The organism is Bradyrhizobium sp. Pha-3, from assembly GCF_042258615.1.
Lineage (GTDB): Bacteria > Pseudomonadota > Alphaproteobacteria > Rhizobiales > Xanthobacteraceae > Bradyrhizobium.
This window is the reverse complement of sequence record NZ_CP170152.1, coordinates 1,055,292-1,082,202: the sequence shown is the minus strand read 5'-3', so window position 1 is coordinate 1,082,202 and position 26,911 is coordinate 1,055,292. Positions and strand designations below refer to the sequence as shown.

Annotated in this window: 20 protein-coding genes; 9 read left to right on the top strand and 11 right to left on the bottom strand. The window is 58.8% G+C overall.

Annotation, left to right across the window (positions count from 1 at the left end):
- Positions 1–47 precede the first annotated feature (47 nt).
- Positions 48–275 (top strand): helix-turn-helix domain-containing protein, encoded by a 228-nt coding sequence (locus ACE10Z_RS05020; protein WP_375786944.1) that lies wholly within the window; start codon positions 48–50, stop codon positions 273–275.
- 148 nt (positions 276–423) lie between these two features.
- On the opposite strand, the gene ACE10Z_RS05015 is transcribed toward ACE10Z_RS05020, so the two are convergent.
- Positions 424–1,614, bottom strand: a complete 1,191-nt coding sequence (locus ACE10Z_RS05015; protein ID WP_375790110.1) for a DUF932 domain-containing protein — start codon at positions 1,612–1,614, stop codon at positions 424–426.
- 376 nt (positions 1,615–1,990) lie between these two features.
- Positions 1,991–2,302: a DUF736 domain-containing protein gene (locus tag ACE10Z_RS05010; RefSeq protein ID WP_375786943.1), complete on the bottom strand. Its 312-nt coding sequence runs from the start codon at positions 2,300–2,302 to the stop codon at positions 1,991–1,993.
- Positions 2,303–2,563: 261 nt separating this feature from the next.
- On the opposite strand from ACE10Z_RS05010, the gene ACE10Z_RS05005 reads away from it, so the two are divergent.
- The gene (locus ACE10Z_RS05005; RefSeq protein WP_375786942.1) at positions 2,564–2,692 is read left to right on the top strand and encodes a hypothetical protein; all 129 of its coding nucleotides are present in this window, start codon (positions 2,564–2,566) and stop codon (positions 2,690–2,692) included.
- A gap of 327 nt (positions 2,693–3,019) precedes the next feature.
- Here the strand turns inward: ACE10Z_RS05005 and ACE10Z_RS05000 are convergent, their stop codons facing one another.
- The 3 genes from ACE10Z_RS05000 to ACE10Z_RS04990 all read right to left on the bottom strand — a co-directional run bounded on the left by ACE10Z_RS05000 (position 3,020) and on the right by ACE10Z_RS04990 (position 8,434).
- Positions 3,020–5,035: a ParB/RepB/Spo0J family partition protein gene (locus ACE10Z_RS05000; RefSeq protein WP_375786941.1), complete on the bottom strand. Its 2,016-nt coding sequence runs from the start codon at positions 5,033–5,035 to the stop codon at positions 3,020–3,022.
- Positions 5,036–5,593: 558 nt separating this feature from the next.
- Positions 5,594–6,709: an IS110 family transposase gene (locus ACE10Z_RS04995; protein ID WP_375786940.1), complete on the bottom strand. Its 1,116-nt coding sequence runs from the start codon at positions 6,707–6,709 to the stop codon at positions 5,594–5,596.
- Positions 6,710–7,393: 684 nt separating this feature from the next.
- On the bottom strand, positions 7,394–8,434 hold the full coding sequence (locus ACE10Z_RS04990; RefSeq protein WP_375786939.1) for an IS110 family transposase: 1,041 nt from the start codon (positions 8,432–8,434) through the stop codon (positions 7,394–7,396).
- 625 nt (positions 8,435–9,059) lie between these two features.
- Between ACE10Z_RS04990 and ACE10Z_RS04985 the strand changes: the two genes are divergently transcribed.
- Positions 9,060–9,323, top strand: coding sequence for a hypothetical protein (locus ACE10Z_RS04985; RefSeq protein WP_375786938.1), 264 nt, complete (start codon positions 9,060–9,062; stop codon positions 9,321–9,323).
- 27 nt (positions 9,324–9,350) lie between these two features.
- Here the strand turns inward: ACE10Z_RS04985 and ACE10Z_RS04980 are convergent, their stop codons facing one another.
- Together ACE10Z_RS04980 and ACE10Z_RS04975 are read right to left on the bottom strand one after the other, a co-directional pair.
- A complete protein-coding gene (locus ACE10Z_RS04980) occupies positions 9,351–9,965 on the bottom strand; it encodes a cell envelope biogenesis protein TolA (protein ID WP_375786937.1) in 615 nt (204 codons plus the stop codon).
- Between the two features lie 170 nt (positions 9,966–10,135).
- The gene (locus tag ACE10Z_RS04975) at positions 10,136–11,068 is read right to left on the bottom strand and encodes a Ku protein (RefSeq protein WP_375790109.1); all 933 of its coding nucleotides are present in this window, start codon (positions 11,066–11,068) and stop codon (positions 10,136–10,138) included.
- Positions 11,069–11,213: 145 nt separating this feature from the next.
- On the opposite strand from ACE10Z_RS04975, the gene ACE10Z_RS04970 reads away from it, so the two are divergent.
- The 4 genes from ACE10Z_RS04970 (at position 11,214) to ACE10Z_RS04955 (ending at position 15,487) form a co-directional block, all read left to right on the top strand.
- Entirely contained in the window at positions 11,214–11,609 is a 396-nt protein-coding gene (locus tag ACE10Z_RS04970) for a hypothetical protein (protein WP_375786936.1), read from the top strand.
- 46 nt (positions 11,610–11,655) lie between these two features.
- Positions 11,656–12,105 carry a hypothetical protein gene (locus ACE10Z_RS04965; RefSeq protein ID WP_375786935.1) on the top strand — a complete coding sequence of 150 codons (450 nt, stop codon included), beginning with the start codon at positions 11,656–11,658 and terminating at the stop codon, positions 12,103–12,105.
- 3 nt (positions 12,106–12,108) lie between these two features.
- Positions 12,109–12,855 carry an SOS response-associated peptidase gene (locus ACE10Z_RS04960; protein WP_375786934.1) on the top strand — a complete coding sequence of 249 codons (747 nt, stop codon included), beginning with the start codon at positions 12,109–12,111 and terminating at the stop codon, positions 12,853–12,855.
- 256 nt (positions 12,856–13,111) lie between these two features.
- A complete protein-coding gene (locus ACE10Z_RS04955) occupies positions 13,112–15,487 on the top strand; it encodes a hypothetical protein (protein ID WP_375786933.1) in 2,376 nt (791 codons plus the stop codon).
- A 183-nt stretch (positions 15,488–15,670) separates the two neighbouring features.
- Here the strand turns inward: ACE10Z_RS04955 and ACE10Z_RS04950 are convergent, their stop codons facing one another.
- From ACE10Z_RS04950 to ACE10Z_RS04940, 3 genes are all read right to left on the bottom strand, one after another.
- Positions 15,671–16,330 carry a hypothetical protein gene (locus ACE10Z_RS04950; protein WP_375786932.1) on the bottom strand — a complete coding sequence of 220 codons (660 nt, stop codon included), beginning with the start codon at positions 16,328–16,330 and terminating at the stop codon, positions 15,671–15,673.
- A 537-nt stretch (positions 16,331–16,867) separates the two neighbouring features.
- Positions 16,868–18,814, bottom strand: a complete 1,947-nt coding sequence (locus ACE10Z_RS04945) for a tetratricopeptide repeat protein (RefSeq protein ID WP_375786931.1) — start codon at positions 18,812–18,814, stop codon at positions 16,868–16,870.
- Positions 18,815–18,886: 72 nt separating this feature from the next.
- Positions 18,887–20,233 (bottom strand): hypothetical protein, encoded by a 1,347-nt coding sequence (locus ACE10Z_RS04940; protein ID WP_375786930.1) that lies wholly within the window; start codon positions 20,231–20,233, stop codon positions 18,887–18,889.
- Between the two features lie 428 nt (positions 20,234–20,661).
- On the opposite strand from ACE10Z_RS04940, the gene ACE10Z_RS04935 reads away from it, so the two are divergent.
- Both ACE10Z_RS04935 and ACE10Z_RS04930 read left to right on the top strand, forming a co-directional pair.
- Positions 20,662–21,450: a restriction endonuclease gene (locus ACE10Z_RS04935; protein WP_375786929.1), complete on the top strand. Its 789-nt coding sequence runs from the start codon at positions 20,662–20,664 to the stop codon at positions 21,448–21,450.
- Positions 21,451–21,547: 97 nt separating this feature from the next.
- The gene (locus ACE10Z_RS04930; protein ID WP_375786928.1) at positions 21,548–23,779 is read left to right on the top strand and encodes a hypothetical protein; all 2,232 of its coding nucleotides are present in this window, start codon (positions 21,548–21,550) and stop codon (positions 23,777–23,779) included.
- Between the two features lie 861 nt (positions 23,780–24,640).
- Here ACE10Z_RS04930 and ACE10Z_RS04925 read toward each other — a convergent pair.
- Positions 24,641–26,902: a caspase family protein gene (locus tag ACE10Z_RS04925; RefSeq protein WP_375786927.1), complete on the bottom strand. Its 2,262-nt coding sequence runs from the start codon at positions 26,900–26,902 to the stop codon at positions 24,641–24,643.
- Positions 26,903–26,911: the final 9 nt, after the last annotated feature.

Here is a 26,911-nt window from a genome sequence, read left to right as displayed (position 1 = left end):
ATTATAACACGTAGCGCCAAAATACGCGATTGCTTCCTATCCTGCGGATGGACATTCGCAAGGTCTTTGGAGGAAACGCGCGCCGATTCCGGCTAGCTCTTGGCTTGAGCCAAGAGGCGGTTGCGGAACGCATGGGCGTCGACAGGGCCTTCATAAGCAGCATGGAAAGAGGACTGCAGAACGCGACCTTGCTCACAATCTGGGAGACGGCCCAAGCTTTAGAGGTGCGGCCGGTCGACCTGCTTGATGAGAAAGTTTCTAAGATTCGATCCTGATCCTACCGCGAGCCGGGCCGAAGGCCCGGCGAGCGCCGGACGCGGACACGCGTCATCGCCGCCGGTCCGGCTTGCCGGACCGGCGGCGATGCGCAGGGCACCATAGGGGTAGCCGCGCAACCGATCCCGATTGCGCGGCCCGTCCCCCTTAGATCGCGCGCTCCATCAAGCGCTTTGCCTTTCCTTCCAGTTCAAGCCTCGCATCCTGATGCGACTTGGTCCGGGCCAGCGCAGTGATCCCTTGCACGAAATCAAAGATGCTTTCCGGCTGGCGGTTTTCCTCGCCTAGAACGGTCTCGATGACCTTCGTCGTCTCCGACTTGGAAAACCCGCCCTTGCGGAGAAAGCTTTCCCGGTCCTCATCCGTACGAGCAACGATCCGCTCCCGCGCGGCCTTGATACCGGCCACGAATGGGGCAGGCGAGGAATTGGCAAAGCTTGTCAGCGCTGGCGCAGCCTCATGAGCGAAACGTTGCGCTGCGAATTTAGAATGCCGGATCGTGATTTGCTCGAAGTTCTCCACGCCCCACAGATTCCGGTTCATGCAGACGGCGCGAAGGTAGAAACTCGCAATGCCCAGCGTCTTGCTGCCGACTTCGCTGTTCCAGCAGTAGAATCCCCGGAAATACAAATCCGGCGATCCATCCGGCAACCGGCCCGCCTCGATCGGGTTGGTGTCATCGACCAAGAACAGGAACACATCGCGGTCGCTGGCGTAGAGCGTCGTGGTGTCCTTGGTCACGTCCACAAGGGGATTGTGGGTCATGGTCGACCAATCCAACACGCCCGGCACCTTCCACCGCGTGTCGCCGATGCCGTTGCCAGCGATCTTCATCACGGCGGCGACCAGTTCATGGTCCCAGATGCGACCATAGTCCGGTCCGGTTACGGCGCGAAGCTCGACCCGCCCGTTATCGGCTTCGAGGGTTTTCACGAGCTCGGCGCGGTGCGAGAGCAAGCCATGTTGCAGGTTGATGCCTGACAGAGCCGCAGGAAGTTGCCGCAGATAGGAGGTCGGCGCCCCGACCAGCGTGCACAACTGGCCAAAGCTCCAATGGGTCGGCGCCACGGGCTCGTCACGTCCCGGTACCGTCAAGGCCAGTCGCTCGGGATTGTTGCCATTGGCCTCCACCCGGATGGCCCGGCTTTCCACCGTCCGCGCCTGCGCGCGCTCGGCGCGGCCGCGCACGGCGTCATAGAGGTCAGGCAGGTTCAAATAACGCTCGTCATCGGGTCGCGAGAACCATTCCGACGACACACGGCCAATTCGTTGGCCACGCGATACATCCACACGAAAGCCGCTGGAAGCGGACTGTTGGCCTTGCGATAAAGTCATCATGTTCATGGTCGTTTCTCCTATGGGCTGAGGTTGAAGCGCAGCGCTGCGCTGCAACCCTGCCCGTCGGCGAGACCTGGGGTAGCAAGGGCAAGGGCGGCCGGAGCGGAGGGGGATCACCCGCCTGACAAGGGCGCGCTCGATGAGCGCGCGTCTGCACGCGCCCTGACGACTTTGGTCGTCATGAAGATCCTTGGCGCGGAAGACCGGGGATACCGGTCCGGCCGGCACCGTCAGGTGCTTCACCCTTGCCCGCGCGAGGGCGGAGCCCTTAGCGATTCACTTCGAAAGAACAATGCTCTTCCTGCTTCCCTGCAAGGCGGCAGCAGAAGCGCAAAAGCCCCGCCTCCGGAGAGGCGGGGCGGATGATCCGGATGGATCAGTCGCCGTTGCGGCGGGACCAGATCAGGGTGAAGCCCTCGTCGCCCTCGACTTTCACCAGCGAGGCGTAGATCGGCGCCGGGAAGCTCGGATCGTCGAGCTTGACCGAGAGGTATGCGCGATCGGTCTCGCGGGCGGTCTTCTTCCAGGCGGCGCCGAATTCGGTGGTGCCGGCGAAGATGCGGAAGTCGGGAGCCTTGTCGTTGTCCTTCTCGGACGGGGCGAACCTTGCCTTGATGTTGAGTGTCAGCGTCTTGATCGAGCCGACGTAGCCGTTGTCCGAAGCAGTGAAGGTGCCGATGGTAGCCATGGTGGTCTCCGTTTGTTGCTCGGGCCACGCCCATCGCGGCCTCGATGGCGATCCTTGGCCCGGGGAGCGATCGGCCCGCAGCCTTCAGGCCCGCAGCGCAGCGGAGGACGGCGGTAAGCCTGCTTTTTTGTTTTCCGCGAGGAATGCCGCCCCTTTGCGGCAGGGGAAAAAAGCTGGCGGAGCCGTTGAGGGAAGGCGATCGAGGCTCTTGCCGTCCCTCGGGCCTGATCAGCCCATTCGAGGTTGCGTTGGACGCCGCCCATGAAAGAACTGACGGAGACCACCATGGCTGCCGGCATTCGAGCAGCACAAGGACCCGGCTTGATCGGCCGAACACACGCTGACATCAGCGCATCAACGGCGATCAAGACGCGCAAGAGAGAACGATGAGCGACCAATTTCGCATTCTGTCGTGGCGCATCGCAACGCAGCCGGGAGGAGCCCTGCCGAAGGACGATCCGAACGATAGCAGGCATTCATCGGATCAAGGACCCGGCGAAGGGCACATCGACGCTGATGGACGGGGCTAGACAACGAACCTGTGTTCGCGGTTCGCTACGATCGCACTGATCGGAAGGACCCGTATCCGTCGTCCAGGTGTGGGCTTGCGTCTGTAGTCGCTACCCTTGCATCAATTGAATTGGCCGCGCGCCGAGGGCGCGCGGCCGAAATTTTGGGTGGTTGGCCGGGGCCGCATGCGCGGCCCCGGCTGAGAACTCACTCGGCAGCCTCCGAATAGGCATCATCGCCTTGCCCAGCAGTGGGCGTAACGGATTGCTCTTGCGGCTTGGCCGTCCTCAGCACGGCGGGCAGCCAGTCGGTCGCAGCGAGCAACTGCTCGGCCGCTTCCGCCATATCGAGCTTCTTCATATCTGACATTCGCTCGGCAGCCTCGCCGCTCACACCGTCGCAGACGGCCTCCAGAATGCGGGCCTTGGTGACGCGACCGAGATAGCTGCGCACGGTCGGTCGCCAGTAGCCGGTCATGTCGAGCGAAACGGCTTCCGCAAGCTGGTCCGCTGTTGTCAAAGCGCGGGGCCTCCGCTCCCACGGCAGCTTGACCGCGTTGACGGTCAGCGCGACACAATGAGCGAACAAGGCCATGCGGCTGTCGTGATCAAGCTCGGCTACGAAAGCCCAGAGGCTCGTGACATCGCACGGTATCTGCCTTGCCCAATTGGCGTGGCGGTCCGCCCATGCCTTGCCTGCGGGCGCATCCTCGATCCCGTCCGCATGTCCCGCCAAATCCGTTTTGACCGGCTGGATACCGACAACATGGGCGTCCGCGCCGAGATAGAAGATTTGCGCGGCCAGAGCATGGGTGACCGCAACAATGGCGACTTCCGGCTGTTCGCTCAGGTTGAGCCGTAGGCCCAAGGTGCGATGCGCGGTGAGGTCACGAACGAGGACGTCGGACAACGGGCGGTCGTCCTCTTCCTCGTCGTCGGCAGTTGCACCTTCCCCGCACTCATCTTGCATTGCCTGATCATCTGATCCCTCCGGATCACCTGCCACTGAGGCTTCCGCAGTTTGCTCCGCTTCGGGTTGAGGCTTTTCGTCCGCGGGCCGGATGAACCCGCGTTCGATCCGGACGGCACCGTCGTGATTGAGGATCACGAACGCGCCGCCCCGCTTGACGTCGTCGCAGTCGTACGCCTGCCGCTTCGCTTCCAGCCGCTCGATCTCGGCCTCAAGCTCGCCGAACCGGGCATCCACATCTTCAGGAAGTTCATCCGCCGTCTGGTGCTTTTCGGTGAGGCGGTCGAATTCCGTCTGAGCCGCTGTAAGAGCGGCCTGATCTTCCGCCGAAAGCTCGACAGGATGCGGGTAGGTCCGGCGCATGCCGTGGGCATGCGGGAAATCGAGATGGGCTTCCGTCCATTTCCATCCCTCGGCCGCCCGAACCGCATCTGCTTCGCGACCAAGTTTTGCCATGACCAGCAAATCAAGCAGCGCCACGTCTTCCAGATAGCCGCCGCGATCCTCGGTGAAGAGGTCCCGAAGGATCGAGCCGCCTGCCTCGGTGTACGCTTCGATACCGACAAAGCGCGCGCGGCGGTCGGTTGCGGCCACATGGGTTTCGGTGAGCATGCGACGGATGGTGCTGGCATCCCGGTTATAGGACAGCCGCTCATAAACGCTTTCCTGCCGAGCGTGATCATCGGTGATGGCAAAGGCCATCAACTGCTCAAGAGCCAGCTCGCCGTCGCGATAGACCTGCATGAGCTTCGGAGAGACTGCGCCCAACCGCAGGCGCTGCCGCACCACATGCGGCGTCACGCCGAAGCGGGCGGCGATTTCCTCGGCACCGAAGCCGCGCTCTTCCGCCAGCTTCTTGAACGCCTCGAACTGATCGGCGGGATGCATGTTTTCCCGGGTGACATTCTCGTCCAAGCTGATTTCGTGCGGATCGTTCGCGGTGTCCACGATGCACCGGATCGGCTCGGTCTTCTTGATCTCCTTGCGCTTCACCCGCAGAAGCTGGGCAAGCCGCCTGCCTTCGCCGATGGTCACGAAATAGAACCCGGTAGCCGCGTTCTCACCATCGACCTCTGGCTCGACGACCAGATTTTGCAGAATGCCCTTGGCGGCGATGCTTGCCGCATAGGCCTCGATCGCCGCATCGCTGTGCGGCGTCTTGCGCGCATTCTTCGGGGACTTCTTGAGCTTGTTGAGCGGAATGAGAACTTGCGTTCCGTTCTCGGGGAGTTGTTCAATGTGCTTGACCGACATGATCGATCTCCTTTTGCTTGCATGGGTGCAGGGCGCACTCCGCGCCTGCGCCCCTGCCCGTCGGCGAGACCAGGGGTAGCAAGTGCCAGGGCGAGCCGAGCGGAGGGGGATCGCCCGCCCGAAAAGGGCCGCTCAAAGAGCGGGTCTGCACAAGCGCGTGCCAGGATTTCCAGTGTTGAGAATCTGAGAAAGCGCGGAAGACCGGGGAGACCGCTCGGATCGGCGCCGGCACCAGCCGGCGCTTTACCCTGGTGCGCGCGAGGGGCGGCGCCCCTTCCATGTCCTTTTGCAAGGGAAAAGACGCGAAGCGCCCGTCACCGCACCGGAGGTGCGGCGTTGAGCACGATCGCAAGGTGATGCTGTCAGGTCGGGAGCAGAACGACGATGGCGACGGTCGATCAATCTTCCATTCGCGGGTCGAGACCGCATGAGCGTTTTTCGTCGCAGGCCTACCTCGGACTTAGTGCGGGCGTCGGGTTGAATGCCGGCCCGATGGGGCTCTCGAGGGTTGCCTTGACCGGTGTCCTGCTCCCGGCCAAACAGGCCGGCGCGAGCTGACTACGTTGTCACCGGCTTCACCTCCCGGCCGATCGCCCATACAAAGCCGCAGAGTTCTCGCGCGATTGCGGCTACAACGATGGTTGGCTTCTTTCCAGCGGCACTCAGCGTCCGATATCGTTTGCAGAGCCGCAGCTGTGCCTTCCAGGCAATATCCCGGACTGCCTTTGGAAGACGGACGATCACTTCAGCCTTCTCCTTTGCGACACGAGGTGGATAGCGATAGCTCCAGGCGGCCTCGATGAGCATGCGCCGAGCTTCGCTGTTGCCGGTTTTGGTAATGCCACCACGCCGGATCCGCTCACCACTCGACTGTTCCGAAGGCACCAGGCCGAGATACGCCATCAAATGGCGAGCACTCTCGAAGCGAGCCAGATCGCCGATCGCAGCGACAAATGTTGCGGCTGAAATGAGATCAAGCCCTCTTAATCCGCGCAGCGCTTCCACGAGGGGTCCCATCGTCCAATCGGCAGCCATGGTGCTGATGCGGCCAACAAGCTGATCACGCCGTTCCTGGGTCGTCCAAACTGCTTCTAAATAGTCCTGGAAGACAATCTGGTGCGCCGGCTGATCGAACGTCTGGCCTGCAAGCCACGAGCGATGCCGTTGTGTCCAATGTTTGCCGGTATCGTAGGAGCGACCGTGGCGCAGCAGAAATGCCAGCAATTGCTGTCGCGCCCGCATGAGGTGCATGGACGCGTCCATCCGAGCCCGGGTGAGATCACGCATTGCCTCATGTCCCTCGTCTGGGACCCATACCCGCGTGAGATTGCCGGAACGATGCAAAATTGCCAGCTTCTGGGAGTCACGGCGATCTGTCTTGATCCGCTCCCCCGGCTTGCGCGGAATCAAGGACGTCGCAGCAACAGTGCAGCCATGCCCCAGACTGGTCAGCTGCCGGTAGATGCCGTAGCCGGAGAAACCGGCTTCGTAACAGAAGTCCAGTCGATGGCCGTCCTTGGCCAACCGCTTGCTCAGCTTAGACAACGCCGCCGGCGTGTTTGGCACCGCTCCGATGAAGCTGATCGCTCCTTCGCGCCCGTCTTCCGCCACCGTTACCGAAATGCTGACCTTGTGAACGTCGAGCCCCACGAAAAGAACCTTCTGCATCTGCATTCTCCGATGTCGAGCCGCCGCGCCTTCATACGCGGCGGCGGCTCGACTGTGACGGAGACCGGTGGCGCCGCTATGCTGGCGCTAAAGGACATACGGACTTAGATCTCGACCGTGAGAATGCTGGGCAGCCCCGGCAGAGGTGAAAACAAGAGGCAAGAGTGAGAAAATCAAATGAGGCACCCGCAGGAGGGTCAGCATAGCGCCGACGCATAGCGGCGGGACCCGGGACCGAGTGCAGTCGCGAGACCGGTTTGAGAAGGCACCCGAACGCGGGACAGTGATAGCGACGCCGGCATGCAATGCCGGCGGGGTCCGCGAGCGAGTGCCTCCGGCGAGCGACACATTATATATTCGCGCGAGGGATCGAAGCCGCACGGCGAGACGCCACGCGGCTCGGTTCATATGTGGACGGCCCCCGACTTGCAAGGATTGGATCGGTCAGCATGTTCGGATCGCTTGCGCTCATATGTCCGGCCTATTTTCGGATCTTACGACCCTTGGCCAAGATGGGCTTCGCGGACAGTGAGTTCCAAACACGAGAGCGGCATTTGCTGCCGGTAAACCGAGCGGAGTGTCTCACATGACCGGCTCGCGCCGAACGTACCACCTCTTCCTTTCCTGCAAGTTCCGGCCTCAGCGTCAGATCTAGCCGTCTGACGCAAAGCTCTGCTTGTCTTTCAAAGTCTATGTCGGCGATGGGATCGGCACCGCGCTCGCAGCCCGGTACCGTTCGCCGGTAACCATCAGTTTCCAAGCTATCCGCGCCAGCTTGTTTGCTAACGCTATCGCCACCAGCTTCGGCGGCTTGCGCGTGATGATGTCTGTCAGCCAGGGCCAAGAGCGGCTCCCGCGTCGTCGCACATCCGCGATCACGGCTGTCGCGCCAGCTACCAAGACGGTTCGCAACATGCCGTCACCGGCGCGCGTGATGACACCGAGTCGATTCTTGCCGGCCGTGGAGTGATTTTTTGGCGTCAGGCCAAGCCAAGCGGCAAAGTTTCTTGCCGATTTGAACCCGCGGGCATCCACGACCTTGATTGACAGCAGCGTCGCACCGATTGGCCCAATTCCTGGAATGGTTGCCAGTCTTCGGCTCATCTCGTTGCTCCGATGGATTTGCGTGAGCTTCTTATCGAGCGTAACGACCTGATCATCGACGCGCGCCAGTTCTGCAGCCAACGCCTCTATCAACTCTATCGCCAGGTCCGGGACTGTCGCATCAGCCTTGATATCGATCAGCAATTGCGGAAGCCGTGAAAGCCCCTTGGGCGCGGTAAAGCCGAACTCAGCGGCGTAGCCGCGGATCGAATTGGCGAGCTGGGTGCGCCTACTGATGAACTGAGCCCGCACGCGCGTCAGCATCTGCGCGCCCTGCTGCTCGGGACTTTTGACCGGCACGAAGTTCTTGCGCAGTTTTGGCCGGCTTGCCGCCTCGCAAATCGCCTCGGCGTCCGCAGCGTCGGATTTCCCTCGCTGCACATACGGCTTGACATATTGTGGCGGGATCATCGCCACCTCATGTCCGAGCGATCGCAGCTCCCGCGCCCAATAATGCGACGCGCCGCAAGCTTCCATTGCGACAAACGCTGGCGGCAAACGACGGAAGAACTCCAGAACCTGGCCGCGCCTCAACTTGCGCCGCAAGACTGGTTGCTCCATCCCGTCAACGCCGTGTAGCTGAAATACGCTTTTTGACGTGTCCAAACCGATTCGAACAATTGCCACGGACGGCTCCTTCGTTTGAGGTCATCGACGACCCCATCCTGCCACGCACACCGGCGGAAGGGGGCCGTCCACCCCAACACAAGAGCCCGGTGCGGCCATTGCCGCACGCGCCCAACTAGTCCTTGCGTCTTTGCTCGAGCTGAGGACCACAGTTCAGCATTTGGCTTGTTGTGATGGTGCTTCGGGATCATGCCGGATCCCCATTCTTACGCACCTTTTGCTTGAAGTGCGGCACCGTCATGCTGCGCCACCATGCCAACGCGTCCCCGCATGCCATGCAAGGCTTGCCGTCATCGTCGGTTGAAAGCGATTGGGCGAGCATCACCGCGTATATCGCGCCGCAGTGCGGACACGCGTAGTCCTCTCCCGATTCCCATGGCTGCGTCATGGCCGGAAATATGCGGCGCCGCCCGTCAACATGGCAGTGGCGGAATACGCAACTATCAAATCGCCACCCCCTTTTTGAGCCTGCACATCCAATCGCTCAGAAGCGACAGCCGAGAGTGGCGTCATCGGACACGCCCACCCGCTACCTTTCGCTAGTGTTTCTCGACAAAGCCCAGCCTGGTGATAGGAGGGGAACGAATGGCGGACGCAACGATTCGTTCTGTCAGGAGCCATTCCTATGCTGATGACGAATGAACGAAGGCCGGCGATACGGACGTTGCGCGGATGGGCGATCGACGTGCTCCAGGAAGCTGGCGCGATCCGCGAGTGCGAGCAGCACGGTTGGATGCAGGACCGCGCCGATCCGCATGCAAGGGAGCGGGCCCTCGATATCGCCCGCGCAGACCCGCCCGCAGGCGTCTCCCCTGATGGTGCGGCGGCCGAGGTTCGCGACGTGCTGAACTCGATCGGTGATACCTGCCCAGAATGCCCTCCTGATTAGGAGAACCGGCGCCGAGCATAACGGAAACTAACCCCGCGCGCGCCGCAGCGTCGCTTCCAATCGTTCCTTCTCCTTATCCCAGCGGGCTTTTTCGGCTTGCGATCTCTTCTCGAGAGCCTCGACCTCGGCCTCGATGACGGCGGCCCGCTTCGCGTGCTCCTGCGCGGCCTTGTCCAGCGCAGCTTGCGCCTTGTCGATGGCCTGCTGCCGGCGTTCACGGTCCTTCTGCCTGGCAGTCTCTTGCTTCGCATGTTCAAGCTGGCGCCGCTTCTGCTCCTTTTCGAAGGCGAGAGCGGCCTTTCGTTCCGCAGCCTTGTCGACGGGGCGAGAGGAAGGTTGCTTCGCCTTTGGGCCTTTCGATTTGCGGGCGGCTTTCGTCGGCCCACCGCCGCCAAGATCGGTGGGCAGCTCGGCATGTTCGCTGAAAGGTCGGTCGGTTCCAACCGGCCGCCTGAGAACGACGCCGGGCTTTGCCATGGTCGCGGCGATGACGTCCGGGTCGTGGCTCTCCTTCGCCGCGCCCTGGTGGAAGAGATTGCTGTCTGCGCCCCACGCTTCCAGAGCCGCTTTCATGGAGGGAGCGGCAATCGCCAGATCGAAGAAGCCGAGCGAGGTCTGGTAGGTCTTCAGTTTTCTCGCCATGAGACGCTTCCCCGCACCGACCTCCTGACGCTGCCATTCGATCAGCCGTGCTGTCTAGCTCGGGAGCAGAGAACGTCCAAGGCGGGCGAACAGAGCGGCCGGCCCGGGAAATATCTCGACGCATCCGGCATGTCGGAGCGAGCTTACCGTGAACCCACCGCAAGGATACCTTAAGCCGACTTCCGCTGCGGTTTGGCCGCCGGCTTCCTTGCCACGGCCTCCTTGGCCGGTTTCTTGCCGGCAATCGGCATCAGCATTTCCTTCTGCCCGGCCGTCGCCTTGCGCGCCTTCTTGGCTGGCTTCTTCGGCGCCTCTGTCGCTGCCGCCTTTTCGCCGCCAATGCTCTTGCGCAGCGCGTCCATCAAATCAACGACGTTCTCGCCACGCGGTCGCTCTTTCGCGGTGATGGGTTTGCCGGCGCGCTTTTGGTTGATGAGATCGATGAGGGCGGTTTCGTACTGGTCTTCGAACTTGTCCGGCTCGAAGTGGCCCGCTTTCTGATTGACGATGTGCTTGGCGAGATCAAGCATGTCCTTGGTGACTTTGACGTCCTGAATATCGTCGAAATACTCGTCTGCAGAACGCACCTCATAAGGATAGCGCAGCAGCGTTCCCATCAGGCCCTTGTCCATGGGTTCGAGGGCGATGATGTGCTCACGGTTGGTCAGCACCACCCGTCCGATCGCGACCTTGTTCATCTCACGGATCGTTTCACGGACGACGGCGAAGGCGTCGTGACCGACCTTCCCGTCCGGCACCAGGTAGTAGGGACGGATCAGATACCTCGGGTCGATCTCGCTGCGGTCCACGAACTCGTCGATCTCGATGGTTCGCGTCGATTCCAGAGCGACATTTTCCAGCTCCTCCTTCGTCACCTCGATGAAGGTGTCGGTGTCGACCTTGTAGCCCTTGACGATGTCCTCGTTGGCGACCTCCTCGCCGGTGTCGGCGTCCACTTTGGCGTACTTGATCCGGTGGCCGGTCTTCCGGTTGAGCTGGTTGAAGGAGACCTTTTCGGAATCCGACGTGGCCGGATAGAGCGCGACCGGACAGGTGACGAGGGAAAGACGCAGGAAGCCTTTCCAGTTAGCGCGGGGGGCCATGGCGGGGAACTCCAATACTGATGCCGGATTCAAGACGATCCGCCCGGCTTGGTTCCGACACCGGGGCCATCCCATCGGGATGATTTTTTCTCAGCGACCACCGCAACCGGACTCGACTTTTGTTCACTTTATGTTCTAATTCGGAATGACCGATCGACCCGCGAGCTGGCGCATGCCGACCCCAAAGCAGATGGAAAAACTGGCCGCTGAAGCCGCCCGCCGGCCGGGCCCTTCCGCTGCGGCTCCGGATGCGCCCCTCCCGGCCGAATACTGGGAATCGGTACTCAAAGACCCTCGCGCTGATGCGACCGGGGTGCAGTTGCGGCAGCGGCGTCTGTCGGAGGTTCAGCGCCACGTGCTGCGCGTCTCCTGCCGCCGCTGTGAGCGGACCGTGGAGATTCAGACCGCCGATGCAGTCCGATTGTATGGCGGCAACGCCGTCTGGAAGGACGTGGCGCAGCGGCTGCTCGACAACACCTGCCAGCAGCGCACCGGCAGGCATGAGGAAGACGGGTGCTGGCCGGCGTTCGAGACGTCGTAGCCCGCTCCGGATCGCCAATCCGATCTTTTAGCGCCTGGATGTCCGGATGGCCCCGAAGTATCACCCTACGCCGCTGTCGGGCGGCGACCGCAAGGCTCTGGCGAAGGAGCTTGGCAAGGCGCGGGCAATGGCCAACATCCTGGCTACCCAATCGGCGGAGACGCGGGCGAAGGGGGAAGCGCTCATCCAGCGAGCCGACAAGCTGCTATGCGAGAGTTGGAACGAACGCATGTGGTCAGACGGAGAACCGATTGATCCATCCCCGACGATCGATCAAGCGCTGAATGGCGGCTTCCCTTGGCTGGAGATCCAGTGCGCGCGCTGCAAGACGCCGAGCGACGTTGACCTCGCGGCGATGAAGCATCCGCCGACCACCTTCGTGCACGATCTCGCCAGCCGGCTGCGCTGCCGCAAATGCGCCAAGGCGGGCCGGCGTCCTTCCGCGACTCTGCTACAACTGGCTTGGCAGCCGCGCCACCCTCTGACCGAATCCTGACCGATGTGCAATCTCTACTCGATCACGACCAACCAAGCCGCAATCAGCGCGTTGTTCCGCGTCGTGAACCGATACGTCGGCAATCTGGCGCCGATGCCCGGGGTTTTTCCCGATTACAAAGCACCGATTGTGCGCAACGGGGCCGAGGGCCGCGAACTCGCCACGGCACGCTGGGGAATGCCGTCGTCGTCAAAAGCGCTGATGGACGCCACCAAGAAACGAGCCGAGAAGCTGCAGGCCAAGGGCAAGACCGTCGATTTCAAGGAGCTGCTACGGATGGAGCCGGACGGCGGCACGACAAACATCCGCAACATGAAGAGCAAGCACTGGACGAGATGGCTGGGAGCCGAAAACCGCTGTGTCGTGCCGTTCAACTCCTTCAGCGAGTTCAACAAGGCCGAGGGCGGCGACATCTGGTTTGCGCTCGACGAGAGCCGCCCCCTCGCTTGCTTCGCTGGCATCTGGACCAACTGGACGTCGGTGCGGAAGGTCAAGGAAGGTGAGACGACTAACGACCTCTACGCTTTCCTGACGACCGAGCCGAACGCCGAGGTCGGTGCCATCCACCCGAAGGCGATGCCGGTAATCCTGACAACGCCAGACGAAGTCGAGACCTGGATGACGGCCGCTCCGGACGAAGCCCTCAAACTTCAGCAACCGCTTTCAGACGGAGCGCTCCAGATCGTCGCTCGCGGCGTCAAGGAAGATATTCAAAGTTCCTTCACTCGTTCTAGGTTGTTATGTAAATGACAATTCCAAGAACTGATATTGGCTCGTGCTCTGGACGCCCTATCGAAAACTGGCAGGGGCTTGAGACCATGCTCGGCGAGGCCGCATCGCACGTTAACGAGAACGAATACGCGCAAGCAGTGAAGATCGCCGGGCTTGGCCGCTGATTGCAACTGAGAGCGAGACAGACGTCCCATCATCATTGCAGGCCGCTAGCCTGCGCCAATACTGACCTGCAATGTTCGGAAACATCAAACTCAAATGCAGACCTTTGCGATTGGCGTTTCTCATTCCGCCAGACAAAGCCGCATTGCGTGTCGCGATCCAGATCAATTCGACGCTGTGGGGCGGCACGTATAACCCCATCATTCCGCTCTATGCTCAGCCGCTGAAGGCTTGGAGACTGTATCCAGGTCAACGAATTGCGATGAAGGATCGCGTTGCCGGCTACATTCGCGCATTCGATCCAGACATTCTTGTCGATTGCACGGGCGGCACACCGCCGGCCTATGTCACCGACTTAGGCCGATCCACTATATCGATCGATGACATCTGGTCAAATTTCCATTCCGGTCAGCAGGACCGGGCTCCGAAATATGGGGTCGGCGTTTTCGAGCTGATGCACGGAATATACAAAGAATACTTTGAGGTTGTTCGGCGGTTTGCGTCGAAGGTCGCCTTCCCAGTCTTTCCAGCCCAACATGCGTTGTTCTGGGCTGCAACCGTCGGTGAACTTCCCGAACCAATCCAGCAGATCGTCGAGAGCCAGTTCGCCCAGGCGATTGATATCGAGAAGCCCGCGATCGGGCCTGACAATTACGAAACACTTATGCAGTCACGTGTCTTCTTCCCGCGAAACATCACGCGGTTCCAATTGGAAACAGAGGGGCGCGGGTTGGATCGTTCATATGCATTCTATATGGACGCAACGAAATTCACCGACATAGTCGACTTCTGGAATTTGCGGGCGCTGGGCCGCCCGATCATTCCTGTGCCGAAGCAATTTGCCGAAGTCCCTGAGTATATTTCCTACATCAGAAATTTTGTTCGAGATCGTTTCGGCGTTAACCGATTCAATCCATCGATCACGTACGGCACAAATATCATCCGCAGCTATTCCTCGACCATGCCGGAGTTAGAGGCACTGGCGGCGCTCTTGCAGCCGGAGACAATCATTCCGGACAATCCTAAAGCCTGGGCGCTCGCCCTGCAGCACTGGTATCCCCGGATCTGGGACGAGTGGGCAATGGGGAGGGATAATGCGACGCCGCAAAACGTCGTTTCATCGACAACCGAATATTCCTTTCCCGAGGTGAACGACACTGCCAGCTTTGATCTGGTTATGCCGAAGTTCATCACGGACGTATCGAACGGCACCCCCCGATATGCGAATGAGATCTACCCAAGATTTTATGGGGAAGGCGATGGCTTGCTCGCAGACGTATTGCCGTACGATCACGGCGAGGAAGTCCTGCGTGCAGCCGGTGGGATATTCCACTCCTCGCGCGATGAGTTTCGGATCGGTCGTACCGGAGCTGTTCATCTAGTCGATTGGAAGCGCAATACACGTTGGAAAATTCCCCCTGCTGAAGATATCTTCTTTGCGTGGTTGAAGGACAAGGGCTTTAACGCCGAACTATCGACATGCGGCCGGCTGGCGAAGCAGATGCACTCGCAGCTTCGCGGATGGACGAGCGTCCTCACAAACGAGCCGCTCCTGTCACTGTTCGACACGATGACCAAAGGCGGCGAGAACGGAAAGGGCGCGCCTTTAGGCGAGGTAAAAAGTCGGATCAAGAGCATAGGTCGGTGGAACAACCGCCTGTACGAGTCGCTGGTCGAGCGCAATGTTTTTCAGCTCGGATACAAAACGCAGTGTTCTCACTGCGGGCGAACATCGTGGTTTAGCGTGAATGATCTCGCGGCCGAACTTACTTGCCCTCTCTGCTTTAAGAAGCTCGACGCGATTTCGGCGGTGGACAAAGCCAACAAGGGCGAATGGCATCTCAAGACCGCGGGACCATTCAGCGTCGAAAAATTCGGCGACGGAAGTTACTCAGTGTTGCTCGCCCTGAATTTTCTTCAGCACGACCGTTCTCTTCAGACGACCCCAGCGTTGAGCTTCACGGCCAAGCACGCAACTACGGGTGCGGTGCTGGAAGCGGACCTCGGGCTCTTGTGGCAGGACGTGGCATTTGGAGAGAGCCAAGACGGGGTTTTGTTCGCCGAATGCAAAAGTTATAACGAGTTTCAGCAGAAAGATTTCCAGCGAATGAACGAGCTGGCAAAGCAATTCCCCGGAGCGATCCTCGCCTTCTGCACGCTGAGAAAGCAGCTTACGCCTCGCGAGATTAGGGAGATAACGAAAATTGCGAAGGCGGGCATGAAGCCGTGGAAGACCGAGTGGCCCATCAACCCCGTGCTCGTGTTGACGGGGCACGAGCTGTTTAGCACGCTCGGCGCCCCCTCTTGCTGGAAAGAGCTTTCAGCCCCGGATTGGACCAAGCAGGCACACACGCTTCTTGTGGTATGCAACGCTACGCAAGCAATCCATCTCGGCATGCCTCTTTGGCAAGCGATCTGGAGCGCCGAATTCGAGAAGAGACAGAGAAAAGCAAGAAAAACGCAAAGAGCTGCCGACCCCAGCACCTAAGCCGCAGGCCACCACCGAGGACCACGCCGACCAGGCAGCTTTTCCGGTCCGGTCAGCCTCGGCTACACTCGACGCGTGATGGTGAGCAGAGGCACCATTAATTGAAGATCCCAGCAATCCACCTGATGTTGTCCCCAGAGGACAGGCGCAGATCGTCGGGCGGCTTTTGCTGTTCGACTTACGCTACCTAATTTCGGACACGCGTGTCGTTATGACATGTTTAACGGCAGGGGGGTGAATGACATCTGTCTGCCACTTCTCCGTCTCTGGATCAAAAAACAGTCCAGGTTTTCCGATCGTACAATCGAGAAAGTCATTGGCGAGCATCTGCCCTAGAGGGTGTACATTTCCAGCACGGTCAGCCACCCTTCTATCGGCCTGACTGTGAAGTACGTCCTCGGCTCGGCATGCACTATATCGATCTTTTCGATAATCGATGACGATCCCATCGCCCGCAGTTTCGATCATCAGGTTAGCTTGTTCAAAAAGGGAGTGATCTAAATTGCGCCATCCTTTCTTAGCTTGAAACGGAAGTCCCTTTCGTCGTCGCCCGCGCTCGTCGTTGACTTCGATCTGAAAAATTCCATCCGCCCCCAAACGCTTCTCAGGTGCTCCCGGCCCTCGTCCGCGGATCTTGTGATAGGAAATCTGGTAAGCAAATCGTCGCTGGCCCTCGCTGAAAATCATTTGGCTCGGCATAGAAATGTTACTTCCAAGCGCTCCCGTGAGAGTGTCCTCGTCGCCGGCGCTAAGCGGGTACTTCATCTGAGCATCTGAAACGCCCGCGAGATATCGATCGCGGATAAGTCTCTTCAATCCGTTTGGTAGTAAGAGATGATCCATGTGAACCTTACGGGCGGGATGCTTTTAGGTGCGTTAAACGAGCGCGCATGCCTTCACTGAAACGGGGGCGCTTCGGTCAACGCAAAAGTCAAAAACCAGCGATCCAATTGGGCCAAACTACGCGACTTCCTTCGATGACGCACGTACTAATTGAGCTAGTGCTAGACAGCTCCAGACGCTCGATTTCGCGTATTCTACGCTGCGCCCCTGAGCTGCTATTGCCGCGGTGGACCCGCGAAGGAAGAAAGGCAGTCACCGCTAGCAGGCTGGTGTTTGCGCTCACAAGGTTCTTGCGGGCATTAGTGCGGAGCTTCGCCGGGCAGGAGATCGCGGCTGCAGTGCCCGGTCATCCAACGGACTCGCGCAAGGTGGGTTTCCCACGGTCGGCGAGCTCGATCCGACCGCTGCCCCGGATCAATGTGCAGTATAATACGCACAACCTCTTTGCAATCGACGCCTTCCGCTGCCGAACCTGAGGCGTGTCCCGTAAAATCGTTGACGCGACGATAGGCGCCAGCGAGATGTACAAGAAATTACCTATAAAAGGGCGAAGGGTAGATCGCTGCGGAGCTTAGAAGTCAGCTCGTGGTCTGGAAACCGCTCCACTGCTGATTTCCAGACGCGGCTAGCTTCTTCTCGGTCTCCGCTATTCCAATGCACGCCGCCAAGATTGAACCACGCTAGATCATAGTTTGGATTCAGCGATATGGCCTTTCGGTACGCGTCGACGCACTCCGGTATTCGGTCCAGGTTTTCATATGCCCTCGCGACCTGAAACCAACTCATATCGTCAGGCTGAATCTCTTCGGCCTGAGAAATGAGGATTGGTAGACTCTCCTCATATCGATCAAGAAAGTTCAGTGCTGTGCCTAGACAGTAGCCGTAGTGCCCGCCTTCGAGCTCGTATGCTTTTCGAAAACAGCGCTCCGCGGCCGCCCAGTTGTCTTCGTCCTGCGCCCAGTGGCCTAGACGATCCCACAGGAACGCGACAACGTCGGCGTCTACCTGCTCGATGGTAGCTTCGAATTCCTTTTCGAACTGAGCGTATGACTTCCCGATGTCCTGGCCTCTTGCACGTCGATACAGCTTCGACAGCAGCAATTCACGCTTGCCATCCGAGCTATCAGGATGCGTCTTCAGATATCTTTCCCAAAACGCCGTGGCGAGCCCGGCGTTCGCCACTGAGGTGCGCCCGAAACTTGCGACTTGCCCGGCGCACCAAGGCCATATCCAGCCTTCGTTGCCAGCATCGCCCAAGAGTCCATTTATCTCACGAAACGCCTGTTTACCGTCTCCCAAATTGAAGAGAACATTTATTCTGAGGCGGACGACGGACGATATTTTGCCGAGTGTGTCACTAGGGAAGACGACCTTGTCGAGGTGGACGAGTGCTTCCTCGTATTGGCCGGCTCGATGAAAGTAACTGCCCAATGCGTAGTGTGCTTCGCCGAGATGAGGGCTAAGCCGAAGCGCGTCGCGATAATACCTAGCCGCCTTTTCCTCCTCCCCGAGCCTTTGGAAACTTGAACCTATATTTTTAAAGCATTGAGCCAATAATTCAGCATCGTCCGCTGGGGAAAGATGCCGCAGTGCGTCTTGGTACGCACGTATGGCTTCCGCTTCCTTGCCGAGCGCCGCGAAGCCGTTCCCGATTGAATAATGGAGGCTACCGATCTGACAGCGGTCCATTCCGAGCTCGGATGTAAGGTGCGCTATCCCGTCCTCGATCCGATCGATGAAGCGACACTTCCCTGCCATCCCGAGATTGATCTCGGCCATATAGCACAACCCCATAGCGGGATGGGTGGGCCCGAGCACGGAAGCGAATTTTTCGAATGCGGCGCTAACGACTTCATCCGCACCGCGGTCATACAGCTTTGCAAGCAAGTCCAACGCGAGCTTATCGTCCTCCGGAACGTGCAGGTCCGGCAGAGCGCTTCTTACTATGCTCGAAACATCTTCTGCCCGTGCGGTCAATTGACTGACTCGTTTGTCTCGTGAGGAAATTGCGTCCGACTTTGCAAGAGCCGCCAGTGCTTTCAGGCGCCCGTCAGTCAGCGGCTCCACAAACCGTACGGTGAGTGTTGCCTGCTCGGACCAGTTTCTTTTGTCGTGCTCGTACTGTCTTAGAACGCTATCCGCTGTGCAGATCCGCAGGCTATCAGTCGGAAGATGGTAACAGACGTAAAAGGAATACCGATGCATCAGCAAATAGTTCAGGTTGGAACGGTATATCTCCACGCTGATCGAACCATCGGAGTTCAGGGCTCTTTCGGTTCCCTTTAATTGGACGTGTAGCCTGACGTTCGTAGCCTGGCCATGATCTACAACTTCGATCTGGCAGTCCGTTCCGTAGTCTCTATGGTCCGAAACTTGGAGGAAGAAATCGCTCGAGCGAGCGAGAAGACCCCGAAACGCGGTCTCTGCCCTGGTTTCTATCGTGTGATTTTTATCCCGCTTCGGAAACTCGTTGAGGGGGTCCATTTTATCTCTTTTGAGGTAACCGTAACCGCGGAAGTTGAAGCCTTGCTTGAGACTGAGGTGATCGCCCGCAACCTATACCCATGCATACCTTAGATCGTGTGCCCAGAGAATATTGGCTACGCCAAGGTGGATTGCATGAGCGGCCGCCAAAGCCAACGCTCCGAAGTGCGACAATCTTGCGTTCAAGACGATCCACTCGACATCTCCGCTCGTGCAAACGCCGATGCGCGACACGTCATTGTTTTCGTCCTGTCCGATCAGTTCGATGACCACGGCGATATACCTTCGAGGAACGACGATCCCCGGATGAAGCTCCTTCGCTGCATGCACCAACTTGCTGGCCTCGACGCCGTAGCGGACATTTGCGGCGGCTCGCAGAGAATCCAGTCCTGAGCTGCCTGGATTGCGACGCTTCCATGCCTCCCAAGTGCCCCGTGAAACATCGATCGCAACCACTGGTCTCATGGGCGTGCCGTGTGACAGCGCCTCCTCGACATGATCGTTCCAGGTGTCCAAACTTTCCAACAGTGGTTCGTCTTTCAGCGCGGCCCTCACCCGGCGGTATTCGACTTGCGAAAGCCGCGGAACGGTAAACGCGACATGCCTCACACGTTCGAAGGGAACGTGGTTGAGTCTCGGCCGCCCGGCTCGAAAAAACTTGCTCTCGGAACCGATAGGCGTTGCCGGCTTTACGAAGACACGTCCTTCCCACTCAAACACGATGTCGGTCTGAGCTTCTTTGGCCGCCGTTAGGCCGTGCTCGCCCATTATGAACTCAGTCATATGTCGGTTGGCAAGCTCGTTCCAAGCGGATTTCAGGGCTTCGAATTCTGTAAATGGGCGTTCCTCGTGGATCGACACGTAGTCGATCGGCCACAATGCATAGCTGTCGAATCCGTCTCCATGAAGATAGCAACCGGCGACCACAACCGCGTCGATCTCGTCGGTGTCGTTCCGCGCCCGGATCACAACATAATCCAGAAGCTCCTCGTGAGTGAGCGCCGTGAAGCCGTTGTTGACAACGAAAAGGACCGTGATGGCGTCGTCGCCAATCTCTCTTCGGCTCTGCTTCAGTTGTGCTCGCGCTGACCGCACGACGCCCCTGATCGGTCCCTGCATGATCGTCGCGTAAGCATATCGATCATTCTGCTCGATTACGGTCGGATCGATCACCACCACCGGGCGATCTGGCTGGAGCGCTCCGAACAGCGAACCGATCTTCGCCTGGGCCTCAGGCTTTTCGAGCCGTTCGTCATCCAACAGCTTGAGCTCGATCACTGATTGCCCAAGAACGTAGTCGGAGTTTCTTGTGTCCTTCCGATCCGAGTCTTCGTGTGCTCGTCGGCCGCCGGCCTGAGCAATGACGAAATCAATATCTCGATCCTCGGACAAGGGCCGAATTCTTGGAAGTTCGAGCATCTGTCCGTTCTCGTCGTGTGACCGCTAACTGACAGGCCATTATCCGCCATCAGTAGGCTTGCTTTACCAAAGATCCGCGCCGACAAGCGCTCCGCTATTCCACAATGCGCAACCAAGATTGCGCCTTGTCTCGATCAGCAGAGCTGCTCCTACGAGTGTATCGGAGCGCACGTCTTGCCTTGTAGTATGTTCATGCTATGTTCGCACTTCTTCGTTATGGGGAATTTTGGAGATTCGACCCACGACGGACGCCCAGGATTGGGAGGGTCTCGGGTTCAATACGCCCGCGGTCAACCAAGGGCGAGCCTTGTACCGCGTGTTCGATGGCAGCATCGCCGGATGCGCCAAAATCGGGAAAGCGAAATCTGCTTGAACGCTGAGGGCTTCCTCAATGCTGTGTCGGTCAGCACGCAGTTCGGAAGGATCAAATGGCGACACATTTCTTCGATCGGAATCCCGCGAACTGGCAAGAACTCGAAACTATGATCGAGCTGGCATTCTCCGAAATGGGCTATGTGAGCAAGCGGGCGCACAAGCTCGAAACGGTTCGTGGGACCGTTGAAATCGATGTCTATGCCGTGAAACGCTCGACGCCTATCCCAACTATTGTGTTGTGCGAGTGCAAACACTGGGACAAGCCTGTGCCCCAAAATGTCGTTCATTCATTTCGGTCGGTCTGCGCGGATTCCGGGGCGCACTTTGGCTTGATCATTTCCAGAAAGGGATTCCAACGAGGGGCCGAAGTTTCCCGTTTGGCGACAAACGTTCATCTAATGGATTTCTCAGGTTTTCAGACGACATTTTTCGAGGAATGGAGGAGTGGCGTATTCATGATACTTGCAAGGATGCGCGACCACCTCCTACCCATTTCCCGTGGTGCAGCTGGATACCCAAAATATGGAACGGACCTAATCGACAAAAAAGACCTTGAAGGGGTAGACCCGTTTAATAAGTACTCAATTTTCTTCGGCCTCGATGGTGGGTATTCAAACTACTTCGTTCACAAGCAGCCTTTTCCTGCGACATTCAACGACCCAAGGGGCGACCCGCGCGCAATCGCCAAAGTTACTGCTAATTCTTATCGTGAATATCTCGACATAGCGACACAGGCCCTTGTCGAAGCCAGCGCACGTTTCAAATTGCCGAACACGTATTTCGACAGCAACGGCGTGCTCTTAGAACATCCGGTAACGGACCACTTGCCCGTAGCTGAGTAGAACTGACGCCTGGTCGGATGAAAAGGGATCGGGATCGTCAACCTCAGCATTTCGTAGCCGGGCGCAGGCGATCATTTTGACCATAGAGGGTGACATCTTGGGACAAAGCAAGGAGGGAGGCGATACCACGGCGCCAAGTGATGAGTGGCGAATCCTCGATCGGGCTGAGGTAGCTGAAAGCACTCGCGAAGAGATGGAGGTCCTTGCCGCGACAGTCTGCGATCTCGTGCTGCGTCAACCGCCCATTCAACTCCTTGGCTATCTGCTCGCTCAGTTTCACATGGTCATAATGCTGACCCCCGCGGGTTCGGAGGACGAGCCTCGCCCGAACAAGGATGCCATAACGACCTTCCAATTTGCTCTGGAGTATGTGCACGCCGTTTGGAGCAGCCACAGCCCGCTGCCGACGGAACAAACTCCGTTCGACGAGAATACGGCTGGTGAATTCATGAATGCGCTCGGCCAGCTTCAGGACAAGACCATGTGGTACTGCATGGCCAGCTCGAAAACCCAAACCGAATTCCACGCAAAGTCGACGTGGGCGATGATCAGAGGTCATCGCTACCAAGTATTGGAAGAGGAATTCTTTCGATTCGTGCTCGAACCACACGATGCTGCTTTGCGAGAGGCCTATGGAATAGGCTTCGTCGACGTCGCAAAGGGAATTCAAAGCATTTCCGACACTTTCAGAACCGGCTTCAGCCAAGCAGCGGGCGCGATCAAGGAGCGGATGGACGACACCTATCGAGAAGTAGAGGCCTCTGGAGAAAGCCTTGGGGCGGTATTGGAACGGCGGAGGGCGGATGACAGCTCGTTCGGATCTGAGATGTCCGGACTATTTCGCGACCTGTTCTTTGGCGGAGTCTGCAACCTCAGCCGCCATTCCAACCTGCCGCTGCCATTGCTCGAAGATCTCTCTTACAAGCCCGGCCAGAACAGCGACTTTTTTGCAAATGGCCCGTTTTCCGGCACTCCGATGCGGACGCTACCGGCACGGATCAAGCCTGGGATCAAGCTTGGGACTGACTTCTACGCAACAGACGGCCAGTTTGTTCGTGATTCAGCATATCGAGCGATTCAATGGGGCCTCTGGAGGCGGCTGCCCTATCGCGATGAATGGCTGAAGCGTCAGGGGCGCGCTATCGAGCAAGCGTATCCCCTCATCTTGTCAGATCAGTTGAGGGGTGCTCAGACGGTTGAGAGTGTCTTCTATAAGGACGTACAGACCGGTCGTTGGGTAGAGACCGACCTTCTGATCGTATTGGCGGATGTGCTGTTCGTGATTGAAGCAAAGGCAGGTGTCATGCCGATGCAATCTCCAGCGACGAACTTTGCGAGCCACGAGCGTGTCGTTCAAGAATTGATCGTCAAGGCCTATCAGCAGTGCAAGCGATTCTTGGACTATCTTGCGAGCGCACCCACGGTCCCGTTGTACAAACTCATCGACGGAGATTATGTCGAGGCTTCCCGGCTTTCGAAAAACCAGTTCCGGTTGATCCTGCCGATTGGCCTTACCGTGGAAGCCTTCACGCCTTTCTCGGCCATGGCAAAAGAACTGCCGGGCGTGGAGCCTATCCTCGGCAAATACCCGTTTATCTCGATGTCCGTCGACGACCTCTTCGTGCTTCGACGTTTTTTGCCGACGACAGGGGAGTTGCTTCACTATCTCGAAGTGCGGCAGCGGGTCGCCGGTCTCAAAGGCGCGTTGCTTTTCGATGAGACCGATCACCTGGGAGCGTACATCGCCAAAAACCGCTTCGATATGGACATCAGCGAGCAGCTAAAGCAGGCCGATCAGGTCACTTGGGACGGCTTCAGCGACAAGGTGGACCATCACTTTGAAGGGGAGGCGTGGCGAACAACACCTCCGCAATCACAGCCGCGTCCAGCAGCGCTCGTTGGCATGCTCGAAGCGTTGGACAGGCTCAGACCCACCAACTGGTTGCGGCTGGATAGCATACTTCGCAGCTTCGGACACGACGGGCCTGAGAACATTGCCCGATATCTCGATCAACTAATACCCACCCTGGCCGAGCACCCGCGACGCCGATTTCAAATAGGCGAGAATCCGCCTCTACAAATTTGGCTCTGCCGCGCGAACGCAATGCCGAGCGCGCAAGAGGTGCAGTATCAAGCGCAAGTGGGATGCCTTACCGTCGACGCCCCAGAAATACAGGTTATCGTATTGGGGTATAGTAGGCCCGGAGAGGTCGGCAGCCTTCGTTGTGAGACATTTCCTGCTCCCTCGGTGCTCCACAACAATTATCCAACAATTCTTGCGGAGGCGGAGCGCCAGCGCGGTCGAATGATCAAGTTAGATCAAAGCTGACCGCTGTCACGGCCTTCAGTGCAGCGCTCCTCCTTGCGACGGATGGCGATATCCTTGGTCGGTCATTCCTGTCCATACGGCGCTTGCTTTGCCAAACCTCGAGCGTCCCGTCCTTCATACTAACAAGAACATCGATCGCTAGCTGCGCATGCCCAGGACGGCCGTAACACCAGGCAATTTCAACCGCGCCCCCGCGTTCAGAAGCTTCATTTGAGCTGAATAGGTGGCGTGGGCCGCCGCCAACCTGGTTCACCGTGGGCCAGCGCAGATTTTCGCACGCTTAGGCTGCGAAGCATTCTTCTTCGGCTTTCGGATTGCGTCACGTCGATACCAGCCTTCGAGTGGCATCCGGCCGTCGGATAGTTCGTGACCTCAACATCATCCAGAACACGCAATCGATCGCGTATGGACGAGCCACAGGCGGACAGTTTGATCGTCCATCACCGGTGGCACCTCATTGGAAACAAGCAGAGTCGATCCTACGTTTCGCGCACTTAAGCGTGACTAGTCGCAGTGGTTGCTGCTCGGTAGCTAACAATCGTAGAGATCGTGGCGCGATGAAATAAGCCATTGATTTCGTTGGTACAGTTGGGTGGGCTCGAACCACCGACCTCCTGTTCCACAGATCTCGATCACGGCGATGCTGGTTAGACCACCTTTCGCTGCAGGTTCGCGATCAAGCGATCCGCGGCAAGTCGTCAGAACGCAATTCGTTCTTTCGCCAGACCGATAGCGCATAGATTGCCTACCCACCTTTTCGACAGGAACGCTCGGCACCCCAACCTGGGCGCCATGAAGGAAAATGATAATGATGCAACGAGTGAATTCGGCCCGGCCTCTCGGGAGCCCGGTGCGCCCGCTTCACCTGACCGCGGAAAGCCAAGCCGTCCATGCACTGCCGTAGTCGAGGTTGGCTTCCGGCAATGGCAAGTTCGCCACCTTATCGCCGTAGGCTCTCAATCCGTCGAGGAAGACTGGCACCCCCGCTATCTTGGCTTCCGCTTCGCCCGTCAGGATTCGAAGAGCATCGAAGTCCGGGAGGAGAACGCCATTGTGCGCTGCGGCTTCGATGATGCCTCGCGCATCGCCTAGCCGGCCACGACGAATGCATTCGTATGCCGCCAACGCTGAAACAATCGGGTCGGGCCACGCTCCCGATCGCAGATGCTCGACGTCGGAATCCGTTAGGGCGCTCGACAACTCCTGGCGTTTCCGGAACGCACGCTCCGCCAAGGCGACCCGCTTGACGTCGTGAAGTTGGTTGCGGCCGCGGAGAAGTGCGCCGATCTTGGGGTCAAGGTGGTCCTGGAGCGCGCCGACGGGAAGCAGATATTGGGAGATGCGCGGGTTACCATCAGTTTCTCGGGACAGGGTCACGAAGGTCACCCTGTTTTCCGCAGTAAAGGATGCAACCGAGTAGGCAGCATTACCGTCGACGCGAAACGACAGCAACAATTCCCCTGGCTCGGCTTCGATGAGACATTCCCGGACACCCACCATCCCGGGGGGCTCCGCGGCCATCGACCAGGCGACATCGTCGGCGCGCCCGGATAGGCCAACGTCCAGACGCGCGCCTATGTCGTCGAATCCGCCTAGGACGTACACCGCCGTCGAACCGACCTTGCGGCCCGTAAATTCCTTGAGAGGGAGCTCCTTCAGCTTGGAGTAGTCGATGTTCGACGCCGAGCCTAAGATCTTGCCTGCGCCGATGATCGCAAGCCAAAGGTCCAGGTCAGGGTCGACTATCGGCCCTCCCAACGACTCAGAAAACCAGACTCCGTGATCAGTTGTCGGAAACCGCTTTGCGATCGAGTCGAGAGGAAGGCTGCCAGCCCAATCTGCCACTCCGCCGATCATCTTTCCGGCATTGCCGATTTCGACATCAAACCGATTGACGATCCGAGAATCGCCGTCGCGCAGGATCGCCGCATATCGGCCCCTCGGAATACGCACGTGCGTCGCTTTACGGAATTCGTTCGTCAAGCCGGCAGCATCGTGGAGTTCGATTGATCCGTCGGTGGGCACGACTATGTTTGAGAGCGGACCATCAAAAGCGCCGCCCCGCGCGCCTGGCTGCGATGCAATGTGCGGTAGAAGCGTGACCTTGACGTCATCGTAAACCGTCTGACTCTCCGGACCTGCAATTATTCTCCCGCTCAAATCGTCGAACAAGGAAATGCGATATCGGTCCGGAGACAGATGGATCGCTGTCGACATACCCGCAGCCTTCACGCTGACGGACGGATCGCCGCGGCTGCCCGCGCATACGATAGTCGCCTCTCGTGGTGTCGTGCCCCGAATATCGACCGTACACACGGAGGTCGGAACCGGGCGAAGGATCGAGAAGAGCGTCTTTTCCGGACGCTGTGTTCCGGCAAATGTCCCGTAGACCTCCCGAGGCCGCAACTTCTCCTCGAGGTGCTTCCACAGCGTGTCGAACCGCACGACCATCGCGTCGTCGAAGCGCTCGTCCCATGTCTTCGCGTCGCCGGCCCCCTTGAGGCCGGCAATCAAAGCGTCCGGAAACACCTTATCGACAGGAGCAACGGCTCCCGCATTCACGGACTGCAGGACGAAAGAAGACGCTTCGCTGGTCGTCTGAGGATCGTTGGGCAACAGCATGCCGGTCGGCATGATGTCCTTTTCGCTCAACACATTGCGGCATGCATCAACGAAGTAGTAATGACGTCCGGGTCCAAGGTGCTGCCGCAGCCAATAGATCGACCTATTTAGATTCAGGCAGGAGCTTCCGGACAACACCATGGATTCGAAGTCGGATGCGACGAGCATGTCAGCACGGATGCCGTTGTCGACGAAAGAAAAGCCGTGTCCGCTGAAAAAGAAATAAAATTCGTCCGTTGCACCCTGCCCATCGCGCTTTAATTCCAGAATGGCGTTCAGGATGCTCTTCGTGGTTGCCGGTCTGCCTCCCGGCAAAGCCGGCTCGCTACAGACGAGCATCTGGGTATCCGCGTCCGCCACCGCCTCGGCCTTCCATTTCGCCGACAGCCAGTCCTTGAAGTCACCGGCAGATTTGACCGTTCCTGGCAGTGACTTTGCCAGACTTCCGTCGTCGACCGCCGCGTAGTTCTCGATTCCTATGATCAATGCGCGATAGGGCATTAGTATTCC

Coding starts and splice junctions, on each gene's coding strand:
- ACE10Z_RS04925 (WP_375786927.1), bottom strand. CDS start 26,902: ATGCCCTATCGCGCATTGATCATAGGAATCGAGAACTACGCGGCGGTC.
- ACE10Z_RS04960 (WP_375786934.1), top strand. CDS start 12,109: ATGTGCAATCTCTACTCGATCACGACCAACCAAGCCGCAATCAGCGCG.
- ACE10Z_RS05005 (WP_375786942.1), top strand. CDS start 2,564: ATGAAAGAACTGACGGAGACCACCATGGCTGCCGGCATTCGAGCAGCA.
- ACE10Z_RS04950 (WP_375786932.1), bottom strand. CDS start 16,330: ATGGATCATCTCTTACTACCAAACGGATTGAAGAGACTTATCCGCGAT.
- ACE10Z_RS04980 (WP_375786937.1), bottom strand. CDS start 9,965: ATGGCGAGAAAACTGAAGACCTACCAGACCTCGCTCGGCTTCTTCGAT.
- ACE10Z_RS04975 (WP_375790109.1), bottom strand. CDS start 11,068: ATGGCCCCCCGCGCTAACTGGAAAGGCTTCCTGCGTCTTTCCCTCGTC.
- ACE10Z_RS04940 (WP_375786930.1), bottom strand. CDS start 20,233: ATGCTCGAACTTCCAAGAATTCGGCCCTTGTCCGAGGATCGAGATATT.
- ACE10Z_RS05010 (WP_375786943.1), bottom strand. CDS start 2,302: ATGGCTACCATCGGCACCTTCACTGCTTCGGACAACGGCTACGTCGGC.
- ACE10Z_RS04965 (WP_375786935.1), top strand. CDS start 11,656: ATGGCCCCGAAGTATCACCCTACGCCGCTGTCGGGCGGCGACCGCAAG.
- ACE10Z_RS04945 (WP_375786931.1), bottom strand. CDS start 18,814: ATGGACCCCCTCAACGAGTTTCCGAAGCGGGATAAAAATCACACGATA.
- ACE10Z_RS05000 (WP_375786941.1), bottom strand. CDS start 5,035: ATGTCGGTCAAGCACATTGAACAACTCCCCGAGAACGGAACGCAAGTT.
- ACE10Z_RS04935 (WP_375786929.1), top strand. CDS start 20,662: ATGGCGACACATTTCTTCGATCGGAATCCCGCGAACTGGCAAGAACTC.
- ACE10Z_RS04970 (WP_375786936.1), top strand. CDS start 11,214: ATGACCGATCGACCCGCGAGCTGGCGCATGCCGACCCCAAAGCAGATG.
- ACE10Z_RS04995 (WP_375786940.1), bottom strand. CDS start 6,709: ATGCAGATGCAGAAGGTTCTTTTCGTGGGGCTCGACGTTCACAAGGTC.
- ACE10Z_RS04985 (WP_375786938.1), top strand. CDS start 9,060: ATGCTGATGACGAATGAACGAAGGCCGGCGATACGGACGTTGCGCGGA.
- ACE10Z_RS05015 (WP_375790110.1), bottom strand. CDS start 1,614: ATGATGACTTTATCGCAAGGCCAACAGTCCGCTTCCAGCGGCTTTCGT.
- ACE10Z_RS05020 (WP_375786944.1), top strand. CDS start 48: ATGGACATTCGCAAGGTCTTTGGAGGAAACGCGCGCCGATTCCGGCTA.